Raw genomic sequence first — 22121 nt, 5'->3', positions numbered from 1 at the left:
AGGATATGAGCCCATGATTGAAAAAATATTTGCTGAACTCGACAACGCCTATCCGGACATGGTGGAAATACGCCGCCATCTGCACATGAACCCAGAACCATCATTCCATGAAACCAAAACGGCGAAATACATACGTGACTTTTACGAAGACCTCGGTGTAGACATCCGCTTTGGCGTCGGAGGCAACGGCGTCATCGCCACCGTCCGTGGAGGCAAGCCTGGCAAAACGGTCGCCTTACGCGCTGACTTTGACGCTCTTCCAATCCAGGACCAGAAAGAAACGAGCTATAAATCGACTGTCCCGAACGTGGTCCATGCTTGCGGCCACGACGGCCATACCGCGACATTGCTAGTGCTCGGCAAGATCCTCCACAGCTTGCGAGACGAACTGCCCGGCACGTACGTACTCATTCACCAGCATGCTGAAGAACTGGCCCCAGGCGGCGCCAAACCGATGATCGAAGACGGAGCGCTAGAAGGCGTCGACGTCATCTTCGGCACCCATCTTTGGTCGACGACGCCATTCGGCCGCATCGATTACCGCACGGGACCGATCATGGCAGCGGCAGACCGTTTTGAAATCACCGTCCAAGGGCGCGGCGGCCACGGGGCGATGCCGCACGAAACTGTTGATGCCGTCGTCACAGGCGCACAACTAGTGACCAATCTGCAGCAACTTGTCGCTCGCCGCGTAGATCCGCTTGAATCTGCGGTACTTACGATCGCTTCGTTTATGGCGGAGAATCCATTCAATATCATTGCCGACCAATCGAAACTCAACGGGACGGTCCGGTCGTTTACGGAAGAAACGCGTACACTTATGGAACAGGAAATGGAACGCGTCGCCAAGGGAACGGCGATTGCCACCAATAGCGCCATCGACTTCAAATTCCACCGGGGCTATCCACCGGTCGTTACTCATGAAAAAGAAACCGAATTTCTGAGAGACCTCGCTGTAGATGTACCAGGCGTGACGGAAGTATTCAATTGCCCGCCGCAAATGGGCGGAGAGGATTTTGCCTATTACCTAGAAGAGGTCCCGGGCACGTTCTTCTTCACGGGTGCCATGCCGGACGGGGAAGTTTATCCTCACCACCATCCGAAATTTGATTTCAAAGAAGAAGCGATGCTAATCGCTGCGAAAACGCTTGGCAAAGCTGCGGTCACTTGCCACGAATAAATAACATAAAAAGGGGCTGGAGATTTTTTCTCCAGCCCCTTTTTATGTTTATTATCGGTTATTAAGCTGTGCTGACTTTCTTCTGGCGCCTGCAAGTGTGACAACCGAAACAATAGCAATGACGGCTGTGACAATTAGCGCTGTCGCAAACTGGCCGAGTGCCAGTAGCAGGATCAATGCCGATACTGCCTGGATCAATTGAACCGCAAGCACCCAATTCCATACCGCTTTTTCGCGGCTATGCGTACTTAGCGGGAATAATTGATCCATGCGGAAATGCTGGGACTGGTTCAAGCCTTGCCATAACTGGATGGTTGAAGCGAAGGCCAAAGCCCCTGCAAACAAAGTGATGGCAATTTGAAACGGGATAAGCCAAGCTCCCACGAGGATAATCAGCGTTAACCGCAGCCATAGAAAGAACAACTCGTCAGAACGGATGAACGTCCGGCTCACCAAATACAGATGGGCATTCGAAGCTTTGCTCTGAATCAACCGGTAAACCGGATTGAGCCATCTGCGCTCTCTTACTTTCCCTTTCAAATGCGGCACATCGGTGAAATAATTGGCGAATTGGTAAAAACGCAGCATGCGATTTTCTTCCAATTCGATAAAATGCCCGTAAGGAAATGCTTTTCCCGCGGCGCGGCGTTCGAGCCATTTGCCATAAAAAATCATCGCGAACAAAAACACCGCTGCCACAAGAAGCATACCGTCGACATACGACCAAGCAAATCCCGCGACGAATATAAAACGCACGGCACGCTCAAGCCAAACCCGATGGCCTTCGCTTGCTTTTCGCCAGTAGAACTCGCTCCTGACATTCCACCATTTCACTAGCAGCAAAAGAATCGGAAAGCCAATCAAATAAGAAGAAGGCAGGCCATATAAAGCGTTGATGAGCGGCAAGGACACGACAAAGACCACGACAGGCAAATACAGTTGCGAGGCGTAAGTCCAACGCAGCGCTGGCTTTAAATAGCTGTCGAGGTGGCTTTCAAGAGGCAATAGATAAACCCCATCCGCCTGCTTTAATAAAGTCACGGGTGGACTATAAGACAAAAGCGCACCAAACAAGACCGCCATCAACAGCGCTGCTGGAAACTCCGGCGGCACATCTTGTACCCATTCGCTATAGGCGTACCCGGCGGCTCCGATCGCGAACAGCATGACCACTGCAATATGGCCTGTGACGATGAATTTTAAATAGTTCTGGACTTCGGCCGTATAACGCCGGAGCCGCTTGTCCCACACTTCACGCAGGTTCTTCATTGTCGTCATCCTCGGTCATCGCAATATATAGGTCATCGAGTGAGGCATCTGGCATGCCAAAAGCCTGTCGCAGCTCAGTCATCGTACCGATTGCCCGCACGCGCCCGTTGTGGAGCAGAATAATGCGGTCGCAATAGCGTTCTGCAGTTGACAAGATATGTGTAGACATCAAAACCGATGCCCCATTGCGTTTTTGCTGTTCCATTTGGTCAAGAAGCGATTTGATGCCAAGCGGGTCCAGCCCGACGAACGGCTCATCGATAATATAGAGGTCCGGATCAACGAGAAACGCGCTCATGATCATGACTTTTTGGCGCATCCCTTTCGAGAAATGGGAAGGAAACCATTTCAGTCGCTTTTCCATGCGAAATTCCTTCAATAGAGCTGCGGAGCGTTGTTCGAATACTTCTTGTTCTAACCCATAAGCCATTGCCGTCAGCTCTAAGTGTTCGCGCAAGGTTAACTCCTCGTATAGTACCGGCGTTTCTGGGATATAGGAAAAAGCGGAACGGTAAGCGTCGATATCTTCCGAGAAGGTCTGGCCATTGAGTCGGATCGCACCCGATTTTGGCTGCATGATGCCGATGATGTGTTTGATGGTCGTACTCTTCCCTGCACCGTTCAAGCCGATCAAACCAATCAATTCACCTTTTTCAATCGAAAAACTCACATCTTGCAATACGGGCTTTCTCGTATAGCCACCCGTCAAATTTTCAACTTCCAATATTGCCACTGTCAACACCTCTTTCTTCGTTTTCTATTGTATCAAAACTGCGCGGGGAATTCTTTCAACAACTCGTTCCCTGCTAAGGATGATGCACGCTAGGAATATGGTAAACTGAAACTAGAACGGCCACCCCATTACAGGAAGGATGAGTTTATGAGCGAGTGCATTTTTTGTAAAATCATTAATGGAGACATCCCGAGCGTCAAGGTGTATGAGGATGAGCATGTCTATGCCTTTATGGACATCATGCCTTTATCGAAAGGCCATACGCTGCTAATCCCGAAAACCCACCGTGCGTCTGTTTACGATATGACACCGGATGAAGCTGGCCAATTGTTCAGTGTTGCGCCGAAAATCGCCAGTGCCCTTAAGGAAACCTTCGAACCGGAAGGCATGAATTTATTGAACAACAACGGCCCAAAAGCTGGGCAAAGCGTCTTCCACTTCCACTTGCACTTCATCCCGCGCTACGATGCGAGCGACGGATTTGGCGCCAAGTGGATGACCAAGGAAAAAGAATACACTACCGAGAAAATCCAGGAGCTTGCCGAACAGGTCAAGATGAAACTAACCTCTGAGGCTTGATTTTCTGCACGGCACAAGATAAGATCGAATTACGTTTTTCGCCGGCGGCCATGAGGGCACGTCCGGGAAAAAGAAACTAGCTTGAGCTGAGGAGAGATGAGAAATGAAAACGAAAAATCTTGTATTAATGGCGCTGCTTGTCAGTGTCGGCGCAACCTTGTATGTGGTGATTCCAGGCATCAACGGCGGGATGAAACCCGACTTTATGCTAACGATGATGTTTATCGGCATCTTGCTATTCCGCGATGTAAAAAGTGTCTTTTTGCTTGCTGTTACCACCGGAATCATTTCGGGATTGTTTTCAAGTTTCCCGGGAGGCTTTTTCCCGAACATCATTGATAAGTTCATCACCGCATTCGTCTTTTTCGCGTTTGTGTCGTTACTGAGAAAACATGCAGCTAAGTTGCCGGTTGGCATTGCGCTTACTGCAATCGGAACGGTGTTGTCAGGAACCATTTTCCTGTCGGCAGCGATCTTCATCCTGGGGGCCGATATTCCGTTCACGCTTTTGCTTGCAACGGTAGTCGTGCCGGCCACGATCATGAACGGCGTTGCTTTTGCGGTCATGTTCCCGATTGTCACAGGGCTCATGAAGCGCTCGAACTTCCAAAGTTCTACAGCCGCACAGACTCGCTAATACCTAAAATGCCTTTCCCTTTTGCAGGGAAAGGCATTTTTTATTGAATAGCCATTCATTCCATGTTTTAATTAAGTGAAATAAAGGAAAAGAAAGATAGATACGAAAGGAGCGCTTACACTTATGAAAGTTTCGAATTTTTTTGCCGGCCTCGGTGCCGGTCTCATTGCCGGTGCCGTGACGGCCATCCTCTCCGCTCCGAAATCCGGTGAGGAACTGCGAACGTCCATCAAATCAAGCGGCTCGGAATGGAAAGAGTCGATGAACGAGCTGAAAGCCCGCATTAATGAATTAAAAGACTCCATCAACCACCTGACAGAAGAATCGAAAACTCAAGTGCCAGAAGCGGTGGATGGCTTGAAAGCCTCACTCCAATCGTGGCAGGAAGACACAGCTCCAGCCAAAGAGCATTTGCAGCTCGAGATCAAAGCGATTCAAAACTCCATCGAGCAGCTGCAGGCAAGCATCAGCAAAAACAAAGATGAAGAAGAAAAAAAGAATGACAGGCCGACAAAGATCGACCCGAAATTAGCGAAAAACAAAGATGATTCCGAGACAGCTTGACCACTACTGGTCAGGTTGTTTTTTTTTGACTAAATTATTTTACTATTCTCACTTTAATTCACTTTGCTTTATTGCTATAATAAAGAAAATATTTCCGGTGAAAGTTGGTGCTCGCGTGAATGATAAAGAATATACGATGAAAGAAGCAATGCTATACAGCCAAAGAATTGGGCAATTATCAAAAGCATTATGGAAAGCGGTCGAGAAAGATTGGCAGATGTGGATAAAACCTTATGACTTGAATATTAATGAACATCACATTTTATGGATTTCCTACCATTTGAAAGGAGCTTCCATCTCTGATGTGGCCAAGTTCGGGGTCATGCACGTTTCTACAGCTTTCAACTTTTCAAAAAAACTTGAAGAACGCGAATTGCTGTCGTTCTCGAAACGTGATACCGACAAACGCAATACATATGTAGAGTTGACCCAAAAAGGCGAAGAATTGATGCAGGAGATGATCGAACGGTATCACGACACACCCCATTCAGTCGTGGACGGCTCTCTTCCTCTTCGTAATCTGTACGGAAAATTCCCCGAATTCATGGATGTCATGGCGATTATCCGAAACATTTACGGCGATGATTTCATGGAGATTTTTGAAGCCTCTTTCAAGAACATTGAGAATCGCTTCAATGAAGAAAACCATGTTTTGACGGAGAACAAAAACCCTTAAAAAACTCCAAAAAAAATATCGCTGAAGAAGCTTGCATTCCCCCAGGAAACGTTGTATTGTATGTATCGGCTCATCAACACTATACATCAATGGGAGATACGCATATGCATTGCTGGAAAACAATCAACGTCAAAAAACAATACGGCTCTGACCGCCTGTTCTTCATCTCCGCGCTGATCGGCGCCGGAGTTTTCACCAGCTATTACATGCTGCTGGCTATTATGTACGCAGACCCGCTATCCGACCAAAACTTTCTGCTGTTCATGATCGGCATGCTGGCGATCTACCCGATCCATAAACTTTTGCACCTGATGCCCTTACTGGGAAGCCGCAAATGTTTGAAGATCAGCATGCGCAAGCAATTGAAGCTGTGCCCGACGATTTCTTTATATATTAAAGAACCGGTCCGGAAATCACGTTTCATGCTCGCGCTTGTCGCACCGTTTGCGGTCATTAACACGGCCATTGTCGCGCTGAGCATCATTTGGCCGGCCTATAGCCATTATTTCGCCATTTTGCTTGCGTACCATAGCGCTTTATCTGTAACTGATTTAATCTATATCCGTAATTTGGCGCGCTCGCCGCGGCACGCCCTTATCGAAGAAACGGATACAGGATTTGAGATCTTGGTGCCGCAGCCAATTGCCTGACCTGCTTTTTTCTGTCCATTTTGCTATAATGGAAGTTAAGGTCAGAGGGGAGGAAACTCATGATAGTCGCGTTAGTTGTCATTTTTTCAGTGTTTTACGTGTTCCAGATTAACCGGATGACGTTAGCACTAGTCACATCCCGGGAAATTCCTGAAGAAAACCACGAAAAGATTTTTCGTACGATTAATATATTAATTCTTATTTTACTTCTCACCTTATACGTTGGTGTGGAATTCACTCCGTAAGCACTTGCCCGAGCAAGTGCTTTTTCTATGGCATCGTTTAGAATAGCCCCACTTTCTAACGAATTCACAATTTTTTGGAACTTTTTATTTTTTCATTCGTTTATGATATAGTAACTACGGCATCTATTGAAAACAAACGCAAAGACCGTCTGCTGCGATATGCTTGTGGCTCTCATTTCTTTGCGAAAAATCAACAGCCTACACCTATTACATTCAACTTAGATTGAAAGAAAGTTAGGAGCGAACATCAATGAAGAAATCAGCCTTTACCCTTTCCATCGCGGCAGCGGTTCTTGCCCTTTCCGCATGCAGCGACAACGGTTCCGATAGCGAAGTGCTTGTCACTTCTGATGCCGGAGACGTAACCAAAGAAGAGCTATACCAAGAAATGAAAACGTCTGTCGGCGACCAAGCTATCCAAATCTTGATGATTGAGAAAGTATTGGGAGCAAATTACGAGGTGTCTGACGAAGAAGTCGAGGCAGAACTTGAGAGCAATAAAGAAGAGATGGGTGAAAATTTCGATGAATTCCTCACTCAGAACAACCATACAGAAGAAAGCTACAAAAAAGTCATCCGCCTGAACTTGCTTCAGGAAAAAGCTTTGACGGAAGATGTTGAAGTAACGGATGAGGAAATCGAAGAGCAATACAAACGTCAAGGAACGGAACTGAATGCCCGCCATATCCTGGTTGCGGATGAAGAAACCGCTAATGAATTGAAAGCGGAACTTGACGAAGGCGCAGATTTTGCGGAAGTAGCGGAAGAACATTCCACTGATCCGGGTTCTGCTGCTAACGGCGGCTCGCTTGACTGGTTTGGCACAGGCATGATGGTGCCTGAATTCGAAGATGCTGCCTACTCCCTAGAAGTCGACGAAATCAGCGAACCGGTTCAATCACAACATGGCTTCCACATTATCCAAGTAACCGAAACCCGTGAAGTAGAAGGACAAAAGCCGCTAGAAGAACAGCAAGACGCTTTGCGTTCTGAAATCGCTATGGCAAAAGCAGACCAATCCACGTTGCTTCCGAAAGTCGCAGCTTTGATGGAAGAAGCAAATATTGACATCAAAGACGAAGAACTTGAAGGCGCACTTGATGAAATTCTCAACACAGAACCGGCTCCGGAAGAAGGAGCACCAACGGAAGAAACAGAAGAAACTCCAGCTGAATAAGCAAAACCCCCGACATCTTTGTCGGGGGTTTTCTTTGCTTATAGTTTCGGCTTGTAGAAAGAGCGGTTGTCGAGCGCGAAGACGCGTTCTGAAAACTCGCCTTCTTTTGTTTTTCCAAGCACGCGGTCAAGCATCATCATTTTCGCGTCGATATTGTCGATATAGTGGAGGATTTCCGCCTCTTTCACCATCGGCTTTTTCGGGCTGCCCCATTCTTCCTTGCCGTGATGCGACAAGACCATATGTTGAAGGAGCATTACTTCTTCCCCTTCAATGCCGAGTTCTTCAGCGGCTTTGGCAATTTCGGTTACCATGATGGAGATATGGCCAAGCAGATTGCCTTCTATTGTATAAGTCGTTGCAATCGGGCCAGACAATTCAAACACTTTGCCAATATCATGAAGAATGATTCCCGAATACAATAAATCCTTGTCCAGGCTCGGATACACTTCGCAAATCGCTTTCCCGAGCTTGAGCATCGACACGACATGATCCGCAAGGCCCGATACATAATCATGGTGATTGCGCGTTGCGGCCGGGAAGGTCAGGAATTGCTGTTGGTATTTTTTGAGGAGATGGCGTGTGATGCGCTGGATTTGCGGATTTTCCATCTCGAATAAAAACTTGGTTACTTCTTCGTGCAATTCATCCGCACTTTGAGCGGCTGAAGGCAAAAATTCAGCGATCGTCAAGTTTTCTTCCGGCTTCGCCGGGCGAATGCTTTTGATGCGCAATTGATTTTTACCGCGATAATTATGGATTTCTCCGCCGACTTTAACAATCGTTTCTGCCGCATACATCCGTTCATGTTCGTCTTTCGTGTCCCATAACTTTGCTTCGATGTCCCCGCTCTTATCTTGCAGGACGAGTGACATAAATGGATTGCCGGTCGTCGTGACGCCTTTGACCGATTGCTTGATCAGTAGAAAATCATCGACTGTCTCCCCGACAGCACGGGTTGTAATTCCTTTTGTCATGCTTGGATGCTCCTTTCAGGATTCGCCACGTCGATTTGCTGGGCATCAAGCCAAGCTTGCCGCATCGTTTCGTGACAGGTGAAATAAATGAACTGATGGTCTCGCTGCAGCTCTTCCACTAATTTTATCACTTGCTGGCTTCTCAGGCGATCAAAATGGACAAATGGGTCATCCATGATGATTGGAAACGGATGGGATTCCTTCAAAGAAGAGGCGAGCGCAAAACGCAGTGCCAAATAGGCCTGTTCTTTTGTTGCCTGGCTTAGCTCGATCACGCGGAAACGCAAGCCGTCTCGCCGCAGCGCTTCAAAATGACCTTCCTGGCTAAGCAATAAGCGCATGTACTCACCGCCAGTTAATTGGCTAAAGTACGCTTCTGAACGCTCGAGCACTGCCGGCAGCTTCGTTTCTTTCAATTCATCCATCGTTTGCTTGAACACTTCAACAATCGCTCGGTTGACCGCCCATTCTTTAGCCGCTTCTTGAAACTCCGTCTTTTTCACTTCTAACTCTTGAAGTTTCATCGAATGGCCTTCATCTGTCAACAAATGCTTCGTCAACTGAAGCTTTTCTGCTTGTTCTTCCCATAAAGAGTGTCGCTCCTCCTGCAATTCAACAAGCTTTTGCCGAGAATCGTCGAGAAATGATTGTGCGCTTTCTTCATCGACGAGCGCCTCTGGTTTGTTCACTTTTCCAATGGCAGCTAGCTGCGATTGAACCATGGCCAATTGCTCTTGAGCAGAGCGCACCTGTTGCGCCAAATCGGCTGCTCGGTAAAAAGAATCTTCATCCGCCACCGCTGCCCGTTCAAATAGCTCATTTTTTGCTGAGGAAATCTTGGCTAAGCTTTCTTCGCATTTTCGCGCTTGCTGCTCTAGTTGCTCGGTTTTTTCGATTGTTTTTCCGGCATGTTCGAGCTTCTGGTTTCGTCGTTCCCACTCTGCTCGTAACAGGCTGATGACCGTACTTGTAGAAACAGCTTTGCCGCATGCAAGCTGCGCTTGAGTGAGCCACTCCTGTTGTTCGCCTTGTAGTTTTTCAATGTCTTCAAATAGGCGTTCAAGACGCCCCGTAGTTGCATGCACATCACGCAATTTATCGAAAAGTGTCAGGATGGTTGCGCGTGAGCTTTCTTCCGGAAAACCGAGCGATTCCAGCAATTCCCGGTATTCCCGCAACTCCTTATGGCTATCTGTCTGTGGCAATGAAGCAATTTTTCGCTTGCTCGCTTCGATCGCATCAAATCGTTCATCCAGGCCTTTATCGTATTCCGCTAGCTTCATGAGCAAGGCTTCGTATTCTGCTTCCTGACCGCCGTATCGCTCCACCAGGTCATTCGTGGTGTCGTTTGGCGACTTTTTGTCACGTAGCCAGAGCCACAATGCTGCGCCAAGCGCCAGGACAGAAAGCAGCCCGGTAAAAGCATCTAGAGAAATCACTGCGAAGGCCAGGCCAATAATTCCGATGGCCCCGAGCAGGAATTGGGCCGTCCGGTTATTGGCAGCCATTCCCATTTGCCGTTTTTGCTGCTTTTCCATCGCTAGTTGCGGCTTAATCTCAGCCCATTGTTCTGCGCGCTTCCGCTCTTCTTCCGGCGGCTCCGCTTCGAGATATTTCTTAAAAGCATGTTCCGCTTCTACCAGCCGCTCCCGCTCTTCAGACAATCGGCGCTGTTGGAAAGCTTGCTCCTGTTCAGCGATCTGGAGCTTCTCCAGAACCCTCTTCAGCCGCTCTTCTTGTGCAAGCGAGGCATCCGCTAGCAGTGCCTGCTCTTGTGTCATGCCACATAGTTTCAACAAACGCCCAACTTCGTCTTGCAATCGGCGATGCTCTTCTTGTTTTGCATTCAGGGACGAATTGATTTGGTGCCACTCGGCTTCGCGGCTGAGCAAATCGGACAAAGCTGCTGTTTCAGGCTGTTCACCCACCGGCTCTAAACGCCCAAGTTCATTTTCCAAAAAGGCAGATTCGGCCAGCAACTCATTGTGCTGATCGAGCAGGCGCTCGTACTGCCGGATGCCAGATTCCGGAAAGTCGACCGGCCCCTTTTCCAGTATATGTTCAAGTTGGTGTTGTTTTAAAATCAATGGAGCTGACTGCTGCCATTTCTCGGCTTCGTTGATGTCTTGGATAACTGCCCTCTCGGCATGGTCCACTTCAGCCAAGCGCTGCTTGATAAGTTCTAGCCGCTCGGTCGTCGGGCGAAAGGTTTCTGCCCGCTGTTTGTATTCGCGTAAGGCTTTTTCGAGTTCTCGCACTTCCTCAGTTAAGCGGTTAATCAGTGGCAGTTTCCCCGCCTTCTTGAATAATTCCGCCATTTCGCGCTCGAGCTGGCTTTCCATTTTCCCAGCATGATCAACGCCGGCCGTGCCGGATGACAAAAGAGTGCGCGTTAGCTCTTGTTCGGTCATTTGATCCAGATTCTGCAATTCGTGAACGGAAAAAGAAAAAATTGCTTGGTAAGAAGCTTTGTCGTATCCTCTTAATAACTCAGTAAGCTCCACCTCGCCCCCGCGGTGTCCATCTTCAAACCAAACCCTTACATCGCCTGCTGATTTGCCGGCTATCCGTTCGATCACAACCTGTCCGTAGACAGGATCGCTTACATGTAGTTGGCCTCCGTATTTGCCGCCAGCTTTGGGTTCATAGCGTTTATGCGGCTGGCTGCGTGCTGAAAATCCAAACAGCATTTGCAGGATAAATTGCTGAATCGTCGTTTTTCCCGCTTCGTTCATTCCGTAAAAAACAGCGATGGGTTTGTTCAATTCGATAGTTCTGTTTTCGTGTCGGCCAAACCCGTATATAATCAGTTTTTCTACTTTCATCGCTGGTCCTCCAATGCCATCATTTTACGGATTTTCGATTGTGCTTCTGCCTGCAATTCTTCTTGCAGCCCTTCGTCAAATTGTGGCAGGAAACGCCCGCTTCTTGGATGGTTATAAAGCTCCTTCAATACCTGCTTCCAGTCATCCGTCTCCCAGCTTGCCAATCTGCTCGCGAGCTGTTTGCCAAAAGGCGATGTCTCCGCAGATAGTCCATCCGTAACGAGCTGTACGCTTGAAACATGGACAAAGTCATCCAATTCACTAAGCGCTTCGCGTAAAGCGTTTAAAAGTTCAACGGATGAGATGTCCCGAAGCATGTGGATTGCCGACTCGCTTAAATGATGCAGCTCCAATTCTGCGACGAGCGCTCCCGATTCGTGCGCCTCGAGCTGTTGTTTGGCCTTACTGAACAACTCATTCATATGCTGGACGCCGCTGCAATCAAGCACGATTCGCTCAAAACGTACCGCTTCCACCGGGATGAATTCCAATTCGGCATGGCCATCTCTTAACGAGACCTCATAGAAGCCTTTTGGGCCTGACTCTTTCCGATGACGCCCTTGCAGGTTTCCAGGGTAAACAATCGGAGGGTCTATCGATAACTGTTGGCGCTTATGGATGTGGCCGAGCGCCCAATAATCGTAGTTCTTGGCCAATAATTGCTCTTTTCGAAACGGGGCGTATACCGCGTGTTCTGTATCGCTTTCTTCCGATCCGTGAAGCATGCCGATTTGGAGGACGCCTGCTTGTTTCTGTGGAAAGTGATCGATCATCGGTTCGGTTACATGGCGGCGGCCGTAGCTAAATCCGGCAATATTCACTATGGCGCTGCCTACTGGCAATTCCACATTTTCGACACTGTCACGAAAGACGTGGACATTTGATGGCAACTTGAAACTCGCGGCGTTTCCGCCTAAATGATCGTGGTTGCCGTGGCTTAAAAAAACCGGAATGCCCGCTTCTTGCAATTGTTCCATGCCTTGCTGAAACCTATGCTGCGCGCGTAAATTGCGGTCTTCCCCGTCGTAGACATCCCCGACGATCAATAGAAAATCCGGGCGCGTTTCAAGCGCATAGGAAATCAACCGTTCAAACGCTTCTAATGTACTGTTTTGAAGCCTTTTCCATTGCTCGGCGCCGAGCCCTTTCATGCCGCTGAACGGACTGCCTAGATGCAGGTCAGCGCTGTGGATAAATCGAATGCTTGCCATCGTAATCCCCTTTTCGAAAGCGAATATTTGTTCTTATCTTACCATTTTCACAAACGAAAAAAAACTGCCTGCGGAAACTTCCCACAAGCAGTTTTTCGTTATTTCTCGTTGCCCAGTTTGATTGCCCGGCGGATGTCTTTTAAGGATTGCGAAGATCCATACATTAAGACGCCCCCGCGGTAAACACGAGCGCCGAACCAACCGAGTAGGCCGATAGTCAGCAGCATAATCGCAATTGACAATAATGGCTCCCATAATGGGATATCGAGCAAGCCGACACGCAAGAACATGACGAGCGGCGCGAAAAACGGAATATAGGAAGCGACTGTCACATAAGTCGCTTCCGGCATGGAAATGCCCGAGAACGCGATAAACGATGCGATAATGATCAAAATCATCATCGGCAGCATCAATTGCTGGACATCCTCTGTCCGGCTGACGAGCGAGCCGAGCAATGCCGCGAGCACCGCATAGAGGAAATAGCCCAGCAAAAAGAACAGGATGGCATAGAAGAACGTGCTAAACTTCACTTCGGAAAAGCCCATGACGCTAAAGATGCCTTCAGTCAAATCCGAGCCTGAACTTTGGATCGCCAAATACCCAGCCAGTGCAAATATCATCATCTGTAAAATGCCGAGCGAGCCGATGCCGGCGATCTTCGCAAACATATGCTTGACCGGCGATACACTCGAAATCAAAATTTCCATGACACGGGAGGATTTTTCGTTCGCCACTTCCATGGCGATCATGTTCGGATAATAAATGACCGCGATGTAAATGACCATGATCAGAATATAGACGAGGCCTCTAGCCTGGCTTAGTTCCTCTTGCGATTTAGACGACTCGGCAAGTGCTTCCCGCTCCATTGCAACGGGCGCGAACAACCTGGTCAATTCGGTTTCCTCAAGCTCCAGTTGCTCGGCGACGCTTGCCGTCTGCAAATTTTGAAGCGCGTTTTCGAGTTCTGCGGCTTCAGCTGAGTCAGTAGCGGACTCAGCTACGTAACGAGCAGACAGTTGGCCTTCACCTTCCAGCACAAGATATGCATCGATGTTGCCTTCTTCCACATCCGCCTTTAATTGTTCTTCTGAAAGCTCGCTTGCTTCTAATTGAATGGTGCTGTCTTGCTGGCTGAGCTGCGCTTGCAAAGCTTCTGTAGACTGTCCTGTGCCGTCGAGCACTTGCAGTGTTTGCTGTGCGTCACCGTCGCCGCTGAACGACTCGATGATCGACGGCAAATTGGCCAAAAGGAAAAAGGAAGCGACCACGACGAGTGTTGTAATCATGAACGATTTCGTCATCGCTTTCGTCTTAAATGCCTGTTTGAAAATGATCCAGAAACTATACATGGGCACGCCCCACCTTTTCGATGAAGATTTCTTCCAGGCTCGGCTCTTCTAACGCAAACTGGCGCACCGGCCCGATCTCCAAAGCGCGGGCGAGAAGAGTTTGCCCGACCGCTTCATCGGTCACGCGGAACACGCCGCCGCCTCGTTGCGCCGTGAATTTCTCAACCCCCGGCACTGCGCTCAGCGCGGTGATATCGAAATCGCTATGGATGCGCACATTTTGCTTGCCGAATGTGCGTTTCACTTCACGAATCGATCCGTGGACGATCAGTTTTCCTTTGTCCAAGATGCTCATGTCATCGCATAATTCCTCGACATGGTCCATACGGTGGCTGGAAAATACGATGGTCGCCCCTTGCTTTTGAAAATCCAGGATGGCTTTTTTCAGCATTTCCACATTGACTGGATCCAAACCGGAAAACGGTTCGTCCAGAATCAGTAATTTCGGGTTATGTAGGAGAGATGCGATCAGCTGGATTTTTTGCTGATTGCCTTTCGATAATTCTTCGACTTTCTTATTGGCATAATGAGGCACTTCAAAGCGCTCAAGCCATTCAGTTGCGCCTTGTTCCGCTTGCTTTTTGCCCATGCGCCGAAGCTGCGCCAAATAGACGAGCTGATCTTGCACTTTCATCTTTGGATACAAGCCGCGCTCTTCCGGCAAATAACCGATATCCGGGCTGTCCGCGTAACTGATGCGGCGCCCTTGCCACAGCACCTCGCCTTGTGTCGGTGTAAGAAGACCTAATGCCATCCGAAAAGTCGTCGTCTTGCCCGCACCGTTTGCCCCGAGAAAGCCATGCATCTGCCCTTCGGCGACATCGAGGGAAATATCATCGACTGCCGTGAAATCGCCGAATTGTTTTGTTGCGTTTTTAATCGATAAAGTCATTATTCACGTCCCCTTTCCTGTTTACTATACGGAAGCCAATTGGAAATGTTTCAAAATGGCAGGACATTTTTGCCTAAACCCTTTATACTGAAACTGAATAACCGTTCAGAAAGGGGTGCCGAATATGAGAACATACAAACTGACGGCTTACGAAAAAACCGGCAAATTGATCGAGGAAGAAACGTTCACCGCCGAGACGGACGACGAAGCGAAAGAAAAAGGTCTCGCATTGCTCGAAGAAAAATCGCTGACCGAAAAAACCCACCGGCTTGCATCTCCAGCAGGCAAACTGCTTTTGTTCCATATTTAAAAAAACACGGCCGCGGCCGTGTTTTTCTTATGCCTATTTTTCGGCAAAAAAAGACTGGCGGAAGCCCGCCAGTCTTTTCCAGAGTGTTGAAGAAGTTCATTATCCTCCATTGATGAAAAGAGTGGGAGACTACTCTACAATGATAAATCAACGAACTCTCTAAGTATTTGGAGAAGTGTTCGCTCGACTCCAGTGGTAAAGCGAGACGACCGAGACCCCGCAAGACGCGAAGCGGCTGAGGAGGCTTGGGCGCGAGCCCACGGAGTCGTGCGATAAGCTTCGGAAAATACGACTTTTCACCTTTCTTGACAAGCTGAAAAAGACTGGCGGAAGCCCGCCAGTCTTTTTCATTCCCCATTAAAAGTGGGCTTGCGCTTTTCGACAAATGCTTGAATGCCTTCGATATGGTCAGCCGTTTTGCGCATAGCCGATTGGCCTGACGCTTCGCCAGCAAGCACTTCATCCAATTCCGCAAGCTTCAGGCCGTGCAGGATTTCTTTCGATTTCAACATCGACGCTACCGGAGAAGCGAGCACTTCATAGGCGTATTTCTCCGCCTGCTCCAAGCCCCTGCCTTCAGCCGTTACTTCTTCGATCAAGCCTTTGGCGAGCGCATCATGCGCTTTTAACACTTGCCCTGCCCAGATCAATTGCTTCGCCCGCGGCACCCCGACGCGCTCTTTCAAGAAAAAATGACCGCCGCCGTCCGGAATCAGCCCGATGCCGATAAAATTCATCGCCAGCTTGCTGCTTTCTTCCGCCACCACGTGGTCACAGGCAAGCGCCATGCTAAAAGCAAGCCCAGCCGATGCCCCGTGAATAGCCGAAATGGTGACTTGCGGCAGCGTATACAGCGCTTTTGCCAAACGGCTGACGTCTTTCATGACCACATCAATATTCATCGGATTTTTCGGGTCGACCATTTCCTTAATATCGCCTCCGGCAGAAAACGCCCGCCCCGCTCCGTAAATGATCAACGCCTGTATCGATGAGTCGTTCTTCAGAGTTTCAAAACAGTCCGCAAGTTCCCCCATCATTTTCGCGTTCATCGCATTCATCGAATCTGGACGGTTTAACACCAAATAAGCCAGACGCCCATCTTTTTTCAACATAATCGTTTGATACATAAGAAAAAGACACCCCTTCGTAAAAATGAATTAGCATTCATCTTTACGTATTCGGTGTCTTTTTCGAAAATCCTTTTTTGTTAGGAATTACATGCTTTCATAAAGTTCTTGTACAGGCTTGATCAAAACACGATTTACTTCTTCGATCATTTGGCTAAGTGCCATTTCAGCTTCGAGCATAGACAAGATTTTCGGGTTTTCTTGAGCTGCTTGCGCTGTCGCTTGAGCACCCATCATTTCTTCTTCTGTGATCTCTTCGCCTTGCTGTTGTTTTTGCTGCAATGTAACTTGCAGGTCGCGGAATTTCTTGAACAATTCGTTCGCTTCGCTATCTGCCGTTACTTGTGCAACCGCTTCTTGAAGTTTTTGGAATTCCTCTGTTGTGCGGAACGATGATTCTAATTTGTTGATGTCGTCATAAATATTTACTGCCATGTAAATCTCTCCTCTATCCTAAATTCAGTACCGTGACGAGCAAACCCTGGAGTATGCCGATAAAGCCCCCCAGAAATGCGCCCAGTACCGTGATCATCTTGAATTCTCTCCGTGAAATCCCAAGCACCAATTCTTCCAATCGGCTGAGCGGCAGAGAATCGACTTGCTGCCTAACCATATTTTCCATGTCGATTTTCAATATGGTCTCTTCTAACTTCTGCTCTCCCATCTCGAACGCGAAGTCCGTGATGAGAGGCGTTATATTGACACTTGTCCATTCTAACCCCCGAGGCCATGTCTCTGCAAGTGATGCGTCTAGCCTTGCGGAAATGCCGGCCTGGTCACGGACATATTGCTTGATGGCTGCAATTGCCGGTTCTGCATCAAATTCCTTCAAGAGCTCATCTGCCTGCTTGTCCTGGAGCTTTTCCCACTCGCGGAATGCCAATGTGCCCAGCAGCTCGAAAGTTTTTGGCGAGTTGAGGAATTTGATGATTTCTGATTGGGTCTTGTTCGTGATGGACTGCGAATCGCCGAATAAATTATGAAGCACTGTACCGAAGCGTCCGCGCGATACCAAAAATTCATCCAATAAACTTTTAACGGTCTGTCGCCCCGCAGGCGATTCAAAATAATCCGAACCCCTGTTAATGGCGTATTTGACACCGCTGAAAATCTTTTCTTCGATTCCTGGCTTCCAGGCATCCGGCAGCAATTCACGAACGGATTTCCCTGCTACATAAGTTTCAACTGCCTCCCGGTTGCGATCGACCAAGCCGTCGAGCTGTGCTTCAAGCTTGCGTTCCACGCCTTGTTGATTGGCGAGATCTAGCCAGTCATTGAATGTGCGCGTTGAAGAAAACAGGTGCAAGTCCAATTGGCGGTTGAGCCAAGCTTCGGTTTTCTTGTGCATCGCTTCATTGAAAAAGCGTTTTTTGAAGGTTTCCGGTGTCAACAAGTGTTCAACAACCGTACGGCCGAGCTGGCGCGACAATTCATCTCTCCGCTTCGGGATCAGCCCCGGGGTGAACGGCAGCCTAAACTTGCCGATGTATTTCGCTTCGTAAGGCCAAAACAGCATTTTGATTGCCAAATGGTTCGTCATGCCACCGATCAAAGCGCCGATAAAGGCCATTAATGTTAATGTCAGTAGAATATTCAACTAAGGTCACTCATTTCTTCTTTGTCTATTGCGCCGCTTCCCCTATAATGGGAAGAGACGATCAAAGGGGGATTCTGATGCTGCAGCATTTTAAATTCAAGCCGATGTTCGAAGACAGCCGGCTGCCCGGCTGGAACATCTCATTCTTTTACCGCAATGAACGCATTCGCGGCGAGTATCATCCGGACGGCTCGATTGTCTGGCAATCTGCACCGCCACAGGATGAAGAAGCCATTAAAAAAATGGTCCATGAGCTAATGCTCTATCACGTGTACGATTGAAGCGCCGGCAAAATTCCGGCGCTTTTTTATTTTTGTCATGAGCTGTAGCTATATTATAAAGATAGAGCCGCCGGTTTCACAACCATAGCGAATTGCTTCATCCAAACAAAAAAAGGGGCGGCCCCTTACCCGATGTTCTGGGTAGTGGCCATCCCTGATTGGATGCGATACATTTGGCGGTAAATGCCGCCGTGTTCCATCAATTCATCATGCGTGCCGGATTCCGCGATTTCCCCGTGGTCGAGCACTAAGATGCGGTCTGCATTCTTAATGGTCGACAAGCGGTGGGCGATGATGAAGGTCGTCCGCCCTTTTTTCAAGACATCCATCGCATGCTGAATGATTTCTTCTGTTTCAGTGTCGATGTTCGATGTCGCTTCGTCCAAGATTAAAATCGCCGGATCGAATGCCAGTGCCCGAGCAAATGACACAAGCTGGCGCTGTCCAGAAGAAAGCGTGCTGCCTTTTTCCACGACCGGTTCATCGATGCCGTTCGGCAAATGTTTCGTGACACGTTCGCCGCCGACCGCTGCGAGTGCCGCTTCTGCTTTTTCGCGGCTGACACGTTCGTCCCCAAGCGTAATATTGGATTCGATTGTTCCGGTAAACAAATACGGATCTTGCAAAACAATGCCCATATGTTCACGAACTGCCTGCCTTGGCAGATTCTTGACGTTCTGGCCATCGATTAAAATCTGTCCTTTCGTCGCATCGTAAAAACGGAATAGCAAGTTCATGATCGAACTTTTCCCGGATCCCGTATGGCCGACAAGCGCAACCGTCTCCCCCTGTTTTGCTTCGAAAGACAAATCCTTCAACACATACTCATCATCTTTATAAGCAAACCAGACATGTTCAAAACGGACATTGCCTTCGTAGCGCTCCACCCGCTCGTCGCTGACCGCTTCACCCGGGCGATCGAGCAAGCGAAAGACGCGTTCCGCTGCCACGAGTGATTGTTCCAGACGGCTGAATTGGTTGACGATGCCGCTGATCGGATTGAACAAGCGGATAATGTAATCGACAAATGCGTACAGCACCCCGACTGTAACCACTGTATTGCCGGTCATCGATGCACCGCCGAAGTACCAGATGAACAAGACAAAGATTATCGAACGCAAGACGCCGACCATATTATGTGACGCAGCTGCTTCTAGCACCAATAATTTCTGCTGGAATTTGAAATGCTTTTGGTTCAGCTCCTCAAATTCGCCTTTCATCTGTTTCTCGCGGCGAAACGCCTGAATGATGCTCATGCCTTGGATCGATTCATTGATCATGGCATTCATCTCACTGACCTTTTCACGGACGATATGGTTAAAATTCGATGCGTATTTACGGTAAATAAGCATCCAGCCATACAACAGCGGCACCAATATGAAGGCGATTGCTGCCATTCGCCAGTCCAGATAGAAAAGAGCAGCATAGATGCCGGCCATATACATGAAGCTGGTCGCAAATTGTGCAAGCACCGTAACGAACAACTCGCGGATCGCTTCGGTGTCATTGGTGATGCGTGCGACCACTTTTCCTGCCGGCAGGTTATCGAAATAGCTGATTGGCAAGCGTTGGACGTGTTCGAAAACATCGGTTCTCATTTTACGGATAACGCGGTTCGCACCTTTTTGCAATAGAATATACTGCAAGTAGCGAAACACGGCCGTAACGATCGATAAGCCGAAGAACAAGGCCAATAGCTGTGCAATCGGGCCAAATTCAATGGCTCCAGCACCTGAGATGTGTTCATCGATAATTTCCATGGCGATTAAAGGCGCTGCCAGATCGGCGGCTACCGCAATCGCCAGAAACACCAAGCCCCAGATGATAACGCTCTTAAATTGCCATGCATAGTTCGTTAAACGTTTTCCTGTTCCCATCATTGCACCTCCCCGATTTGCTGGCGGAGGAATTGCTCGTGATACCAGCCTTGTTTTGCGATTAACTTCTCGTGCGTGCCTTCTTCAATGATACGTCCGTCATCGAGCACGACAATCCAATCCGCGTGTTTAACTGCAGACAAGCGGTGCGTAGTAATAATCGTTGTCTTGCCCGAACGCTCGCGTTGGATATTCTCGATAATTTTGGCTTCCGTTTTGGCATCGACTGCTGATAAGGAATCGTCCAAAATAAGGATTTCCGGATTCTTGATAATTGCCCGGGCAATTGAAATGCGCTGCTTTTGGCCGCCAGACAATGCGACACCTTTTTCACCAACCAAGGTTTCCAAGCCATTCGGCAGCATCGCCAAATCTTTTTCAAAATAAGACAGCTTGATGGCTTCGGCAACTTCCTCTTGTGTCGCATCTGCTTTGCCAAACAAGATGTTCTCTAAGATGGTGCGTGAAAACAACACATGGTCTTGAGGCACATAGCCGACCCAATCGCGCAGTTGCGCTTTGCTCAACTCATTGATTTCGATGCCGTTCATCGTCAAAGAGCCTTCTCCTGTCGGGTATTCCTTCAGCAATTGCTTAACAAAAGTCGTCTTGCCGCTTCCGGTCTTGCCAACGATGCCGAGTGTCTGCCCGCTGTTCATCGACAAGTTGATGCCTTGCAAATTAATCGCTGTCGATTGTGGATACGTAAAGCCGAAGTCGCGGAATCCGATGCGTTCCGGGTGCCCCATGTTTCTTGTCGTTTTCGGGTCGACGACATCTTCTTTGTAATCCAAGGTTTCATTGACACGGTCAATCGATGCATTGCCGCGCTGCAGGATGTTGATCAATTCCCCGATGGCAAACATTGGCCAGACGATCATGCCGAGATAGACATTGAATGCGACCAAATCGCCCAACGTCATCGTTCCTTCAGAAACCAGAAAGGCACCATAGCCGAGGCCGATAACATAACTGATGCCCGTCAGCACTTTCGTAACCGGCGCGAACAAGGCATCGATGCGCTCGACTGCCATATTTTTGTCGTAGACATCTTGCGTCATGTCCTGAAATTCCTTTTCAGACGAACGTTCCTGTACATACGCTCTAACGACACGGACACCTCCGACCGATTCCAGGACACTATCGTTCATATCACCGAACGCGTCTTGTGCTAACGTATAGCGCTCGTGGATTTTCTTGCCGAGCAATTGAACGACAATCGCAAGCACCGGTAGTGGCAAAATCGCCAGGAAAGTCAGCTCCCAAGAAACCAGTACGCCCATTGCCATTACGATCGTTGCCATGTATAAAGTCGAATCGACAAGCGTTAAAATGCCGAATCCTGCTGTCTCGGAAATCGCCTTTAAATCATTGGTCGAACGGGCCATTAAATCCCCCGTCCGGTTCTTTTCATAAAATGTCGGAGTCATCTTGAGAAATTGTCCCATCAAGCTCGATCGCAATTGCCGCTCAATGACATAAGCTCCTCCGAATAATTGATATTGCCAGACGAAATTGATGACATACGCCAACACCATCGCCACAAGTAACACAATGACATACTGCCACAGCAATTCACTGGTCAGTTCTTGCTGAGCAATGGCGTCGATCGCTACCCCGATGAGCCACGGGGGGACAATTTCGAGAATATTTGCTACGAATAATAGCACGACTGCTAGTGTATAGCGCAGCCAATTTTCTTTAAAAAACCATTTTAATTTCCATAAAACATCAAACATTCATTACGCCTTCTTTCCATTTTCAATTTGGCTAATCGCCTTCAAGCGATTCCTTGATTAGTGCTTTTTTAACATGAGAATTTCCCATAATGCTTCTCTCCCTCGGTTTTACTTATTTATTTAAGCAGCCTAGCTGGTTAAACCACACAAAAAGAGCGCATACCCGTTTTCAGGCATGCGCTCTTGAAAATAGGACTGGGTGCACAGACCCAACCCGAATATTTCT

The 22121-nt window shown here is 48.4% G+C and carries 22 protein-coding genes; 10 read left to right on the top strand and 12 right to left on the bottom strand.

Annotation, left to right across the window (positions count from 1 at the left end; translation table 11 throughout):
* Positions 1–13: 13 nt before the first annotated feature.
* Positions 14–1180 (top strand): M20 metallopeptidase family protein, encoded by a 1167-nt coding sequence (locus tag AY633_RS14060; RefSeq protein ID WP_068488889.1) that lies wholly within the window; start codon positions 14–16, stop codon positions 1178–1180.
* 51 nt (positions 1181–1231) lie between these two features.
* Here AY633_RS14060 and AY633_RS14055 read toward each other — a convergent pair whose 3' ends face one another.
* Together AY633_RS14055 and AY633_RS14050 are read right to left on the bottom strand one after the other, a co-directional pair.
* Positions 1232–2449, bottom strand: coding sequence for an ABC transporter permease (locus AY633_RS14055; protein ID WP_068488888.1), 1218 nt, complete (start codon positions 2447–2449; stop codon positions 1232–1234).
* Positions 2433–3182 (bottom strand): ABC transporter ATP-binding protein, encoded by a 750-nt coding sequence (locus AY633_RS14050; protein ID WP_068461270.1) that lies wholly within the window; start codon positions 3180–3182, stop codon positions 2433–2435. Before AY633_RS14050 ends, AY633_RS14055 begins: the two co-directional genes overlap by 17 nt.
* Positions 3183–3329: 147 nt before the next feature.
* Here AY633_RS14050 and AY633_RS14045 point away from each other — a divergent pair, with 147 nt between their 5' ends.
* The 7 genes from AY633_RS14045 to AY633_RS14015 all read left to right on the top strand — a co-directional run bounded on the left by AY633_RS14045 (position 3330) and on the right by AY633_RS14015 (position 7710).
* Positions 3330–3761, top strand: coding sequence for an HIT family protein (locus AY633_RS14045; protein ID WP_068488887.1), 432 nt, complete (start codon positions 3330–3332; stop codon positions 3759–3761).
* 103 nt (positions 3762–3864) lie between these two features.
* Entirely contained in the window at positions 3865–4398 is a 534-nt protein-coding gene (locus AY633_RS14040) for a tryptophan transporter (protein ID WP_068488886.1), read from the top strand.
* A gap of 123 nt (positions 4399–4521) precedes the next feature.
* Positions 4522–4962, top strand: coding sequence for a YtxH domain-containing protein (locus AY633_RS14035; RefSeq protein WP_068488885.1), 441 nt, complete (start codon positions 4522–4524; stop codon positions 4960–4962).
* A gap of 115 nt (positions 4963–5077) precedes the next feature.
* Complete coding sequence (locus tag AY633_RS14030) at positions 5078–5638, top strand: HTH-type transcriptional regulator Hpr (protein WP_068465618.1); 561 nt, start codon at positions 5078–5080, stop codon at positions 5636–5638.
* Positions 5639–5742: 104 nt separating this feature from the next.
* On the top strand, positions 5743–6288 hold the full coding sequence (locus tag AY633_RS14025) for a DUF3267 domain-containing protein (RefSeq protein WP_068461261.1): 546 nt from the start codon (positions 5743–5745) through the stop codon (positions 6286–6288).
* A gap of 59 nt (positions 6289–6347) precedes the next feature.
* A complete protein-coding gene (locus AY633_RS16835; RefSeq protein WP_068461259.1) occupies positions 6348–6533 on the top strand; it encodes a hypothetical protein in 186 nt (61 codons plus the stop codon).
* Positions 6534–6783: 250 nt separating this feature from the next.
* On the top strand, positions 6784–7710 hold the full coding sequence (locus AY633_RS14015) for a peptidylprolyl isomerase (RefSeq protein ID WP_068488884.1): 927 nt from the start codon (positions 6784–6786) through the stop codon (positions 7708–7710).
* Between the two features lie 38 nt (positions 7711–7748).
* Here AY633_RS14015 and yhaM read toward each other — a convergent pair whose 3' ends face one another.
* The 5 genes from yhaM to AY633_RS13990 all read right to left on the bottom strand — a co-directional run bounded on the left by yhaM (position 7749) and on the right by AY633_RS13990 (position 14964).
* Positions 7749–8687 carry a 3'-5' exoribonuclease YhaM gene (gene yhaM / locus AY633_RS14010; protein ID WP_068488883.1) on the bottom strand — a complete coding sequence of 313 codons (939 nt, stop codon included), beginning with the start codon at positions 8685–8687 and terminating at the stop codon, positions 7749–7751.
* On the bottom strand, positions 8684–11512 hold the full coding sequence (locus AY633_RS14005) for an ATP-binding protein (protein WP_068488882.1): 2829 nt from the start codon (positions 11510–11512) through the stop codon (positions 8684–8686). Before AY633_RS14005 ends, yhaM begins: the two co-directional genes overlap by 4 nt.
* A complete protein-coding gene (locus AY633_RS14000) occupies positions 11509–12723 on the bottom strand; it encodes a metallophosphoesterase family protein (protein ID WP_068488881.1) in 1215 nt (404 codons plus the stop codon). Before AY633_RS14000 ends, AY633_RS14005 begins: the two co-directional genes overlap by 4 nt.
* 98 nt (positions 12724–12821) lie before the next feature.
* Positions 12822–14072: an ABC transporter permease gene (locus tag AY633_RS13995; protein ID WP_068488880.1), complete on the bottom strand. Its 1251-nt coding sequence runs from the start codon at positions 14070–14072 to the stop codon at positions 12822–12824.
* Complete coding sequence (locus AY633_RS13990) at positions 14065–14964, bottom strand: ABC transporter ATP-binding protein (protein ID WP_068488879.1); 900 nt, start codon at positions 14962–14964, stop codon at positions 14065–14067. Before AY633_RS13990 ends, AY633_RS13995 begins: the two co-directional genes overlap by 8 nt.
* 124 nt (positions 14965–15088) lie before the next feature.
* Between AY633_RS13990 and AY633_RS13985 the strand changes: the two genes are divergently transcribed.
* On the top strand, positions 15089–15274 hold the full coding sequence (locus AY633_RS13985) for a YhzD family protein (RefSeq protein WP_068488878.1): 186 nt from the start codon (positions 15089–15091) through the stop codon (positions 15272–15274).
* A 347-nt stretch (positions 15275–15621) separates the two neighbouring features.
* Here AY633_RS13985 and AY633_RS13980 read toward each other — a convergent pair whose 3' ends face one another.
* The 3 genes from AY633_RS13980 to AY633_RS13970 all read right to left on the bottom strand — a co-directional run bounded on the left by AY633_RS13980 (position 15622) and on the right by AY633_RS13970 (position 17998).
* The gene (locus tag AY633_RS13980) at positions 15622–16401 is read right to left on the bottom strand and encodes an enoyl-CoA hydratase (RefSeq protein ID WP_068488877.1); all 780 of its coding nucleotides are present in this window, start codon (positions 16399–16401) and stop codon (positions 15622–15624) included.
* A gap of 87 nt (positions 16402–16488) precedes the next feature.
* Positions 16489–16836 carry a YlbF family regulator gene (locus AY633_RS13975; protein WP_068461241.1) on the bottom strand — a complete coding sequence of 116 codons (348 nt, stop codon included), beginning with the start codon at positions 16834–16836 and terminating at the stop codon, positions 16489–16491.
* Positions 16837–16849: 13 nt separating this feature from the next.
* The gene (locus tag AY633_RS13970; RefSeq protein WP_253183199.1) at positions 16850–17998 is read right to left on the bottom strand and encodes a DUF445 domain-containing protein; all 1149 of its coding nucleotides are present in this window, start codon (positions 17996–17998) and stop codon (positions 16850–16852) included.
* A gap of 77 nt (positions 17999–18075) precedes the next feature.
* Between AY633_RS13970 and AY633_RS13965 the strand changes: the two genes are divergently transcribed.
* A complete protein-coding gene (locus tag AY633_RS13965) occupies positions 18076–18279 on the top strand; it encodes a YheE family protein (protein ID WP_058381306.1) in 204 nt (67 codons plus the stop codon).
* A 125-nt stretch (positions 18280–18404) separates the two neighbouring features.
* Here AY633_RS13965 and AY633_RS13960 read toward each other — a convergent pair whose 3' ends face one another.
* Together AY633_RS13960 and AY633_RS13955 are read right to left on the bottom strand one after the other, a co-directional pair.
* Positions 18405–20156: an ABC transporter ATP-binding protein gene (locus AY633_RS13960; RefSeq protein ID WP_068488876.1), complete on the bottom strand. Its 1752-nt coding sequence runs from the start codon at positions 20154–20156 to the stop codon at positions 18405–18407.
* Entirely contained in the window at positions 20156–21895 is a 1740-nt protein-coding gene (locus AY633_RS13955; RefSeq protein ID WP_068488875.1) for an ABC transporter ATP-binding protein, read from the bottom strand. Before AY633_RS13955 ends, AY633_RS13960 begins: the two co-directional genes overlap by 1 nt.
* Positions 21896–22121: the final 226 nt, after the last annotated feature.

Origin of the sequence: Planococcus maritimus (assembly GCF_001592825.1) — a bacterium.
Classification (GTDB): domain Bacteria; phylum Bacillota; class Bacilli; order Bacillales_A; family Planococcaceae; genus Planococcus; species Planococcus maritimus_C.
The sequence above is the reverse complement of the archived record's forward strand: the minus strand, read 5'-3'. Positions and strand labels throughout refer to the sequence as shown.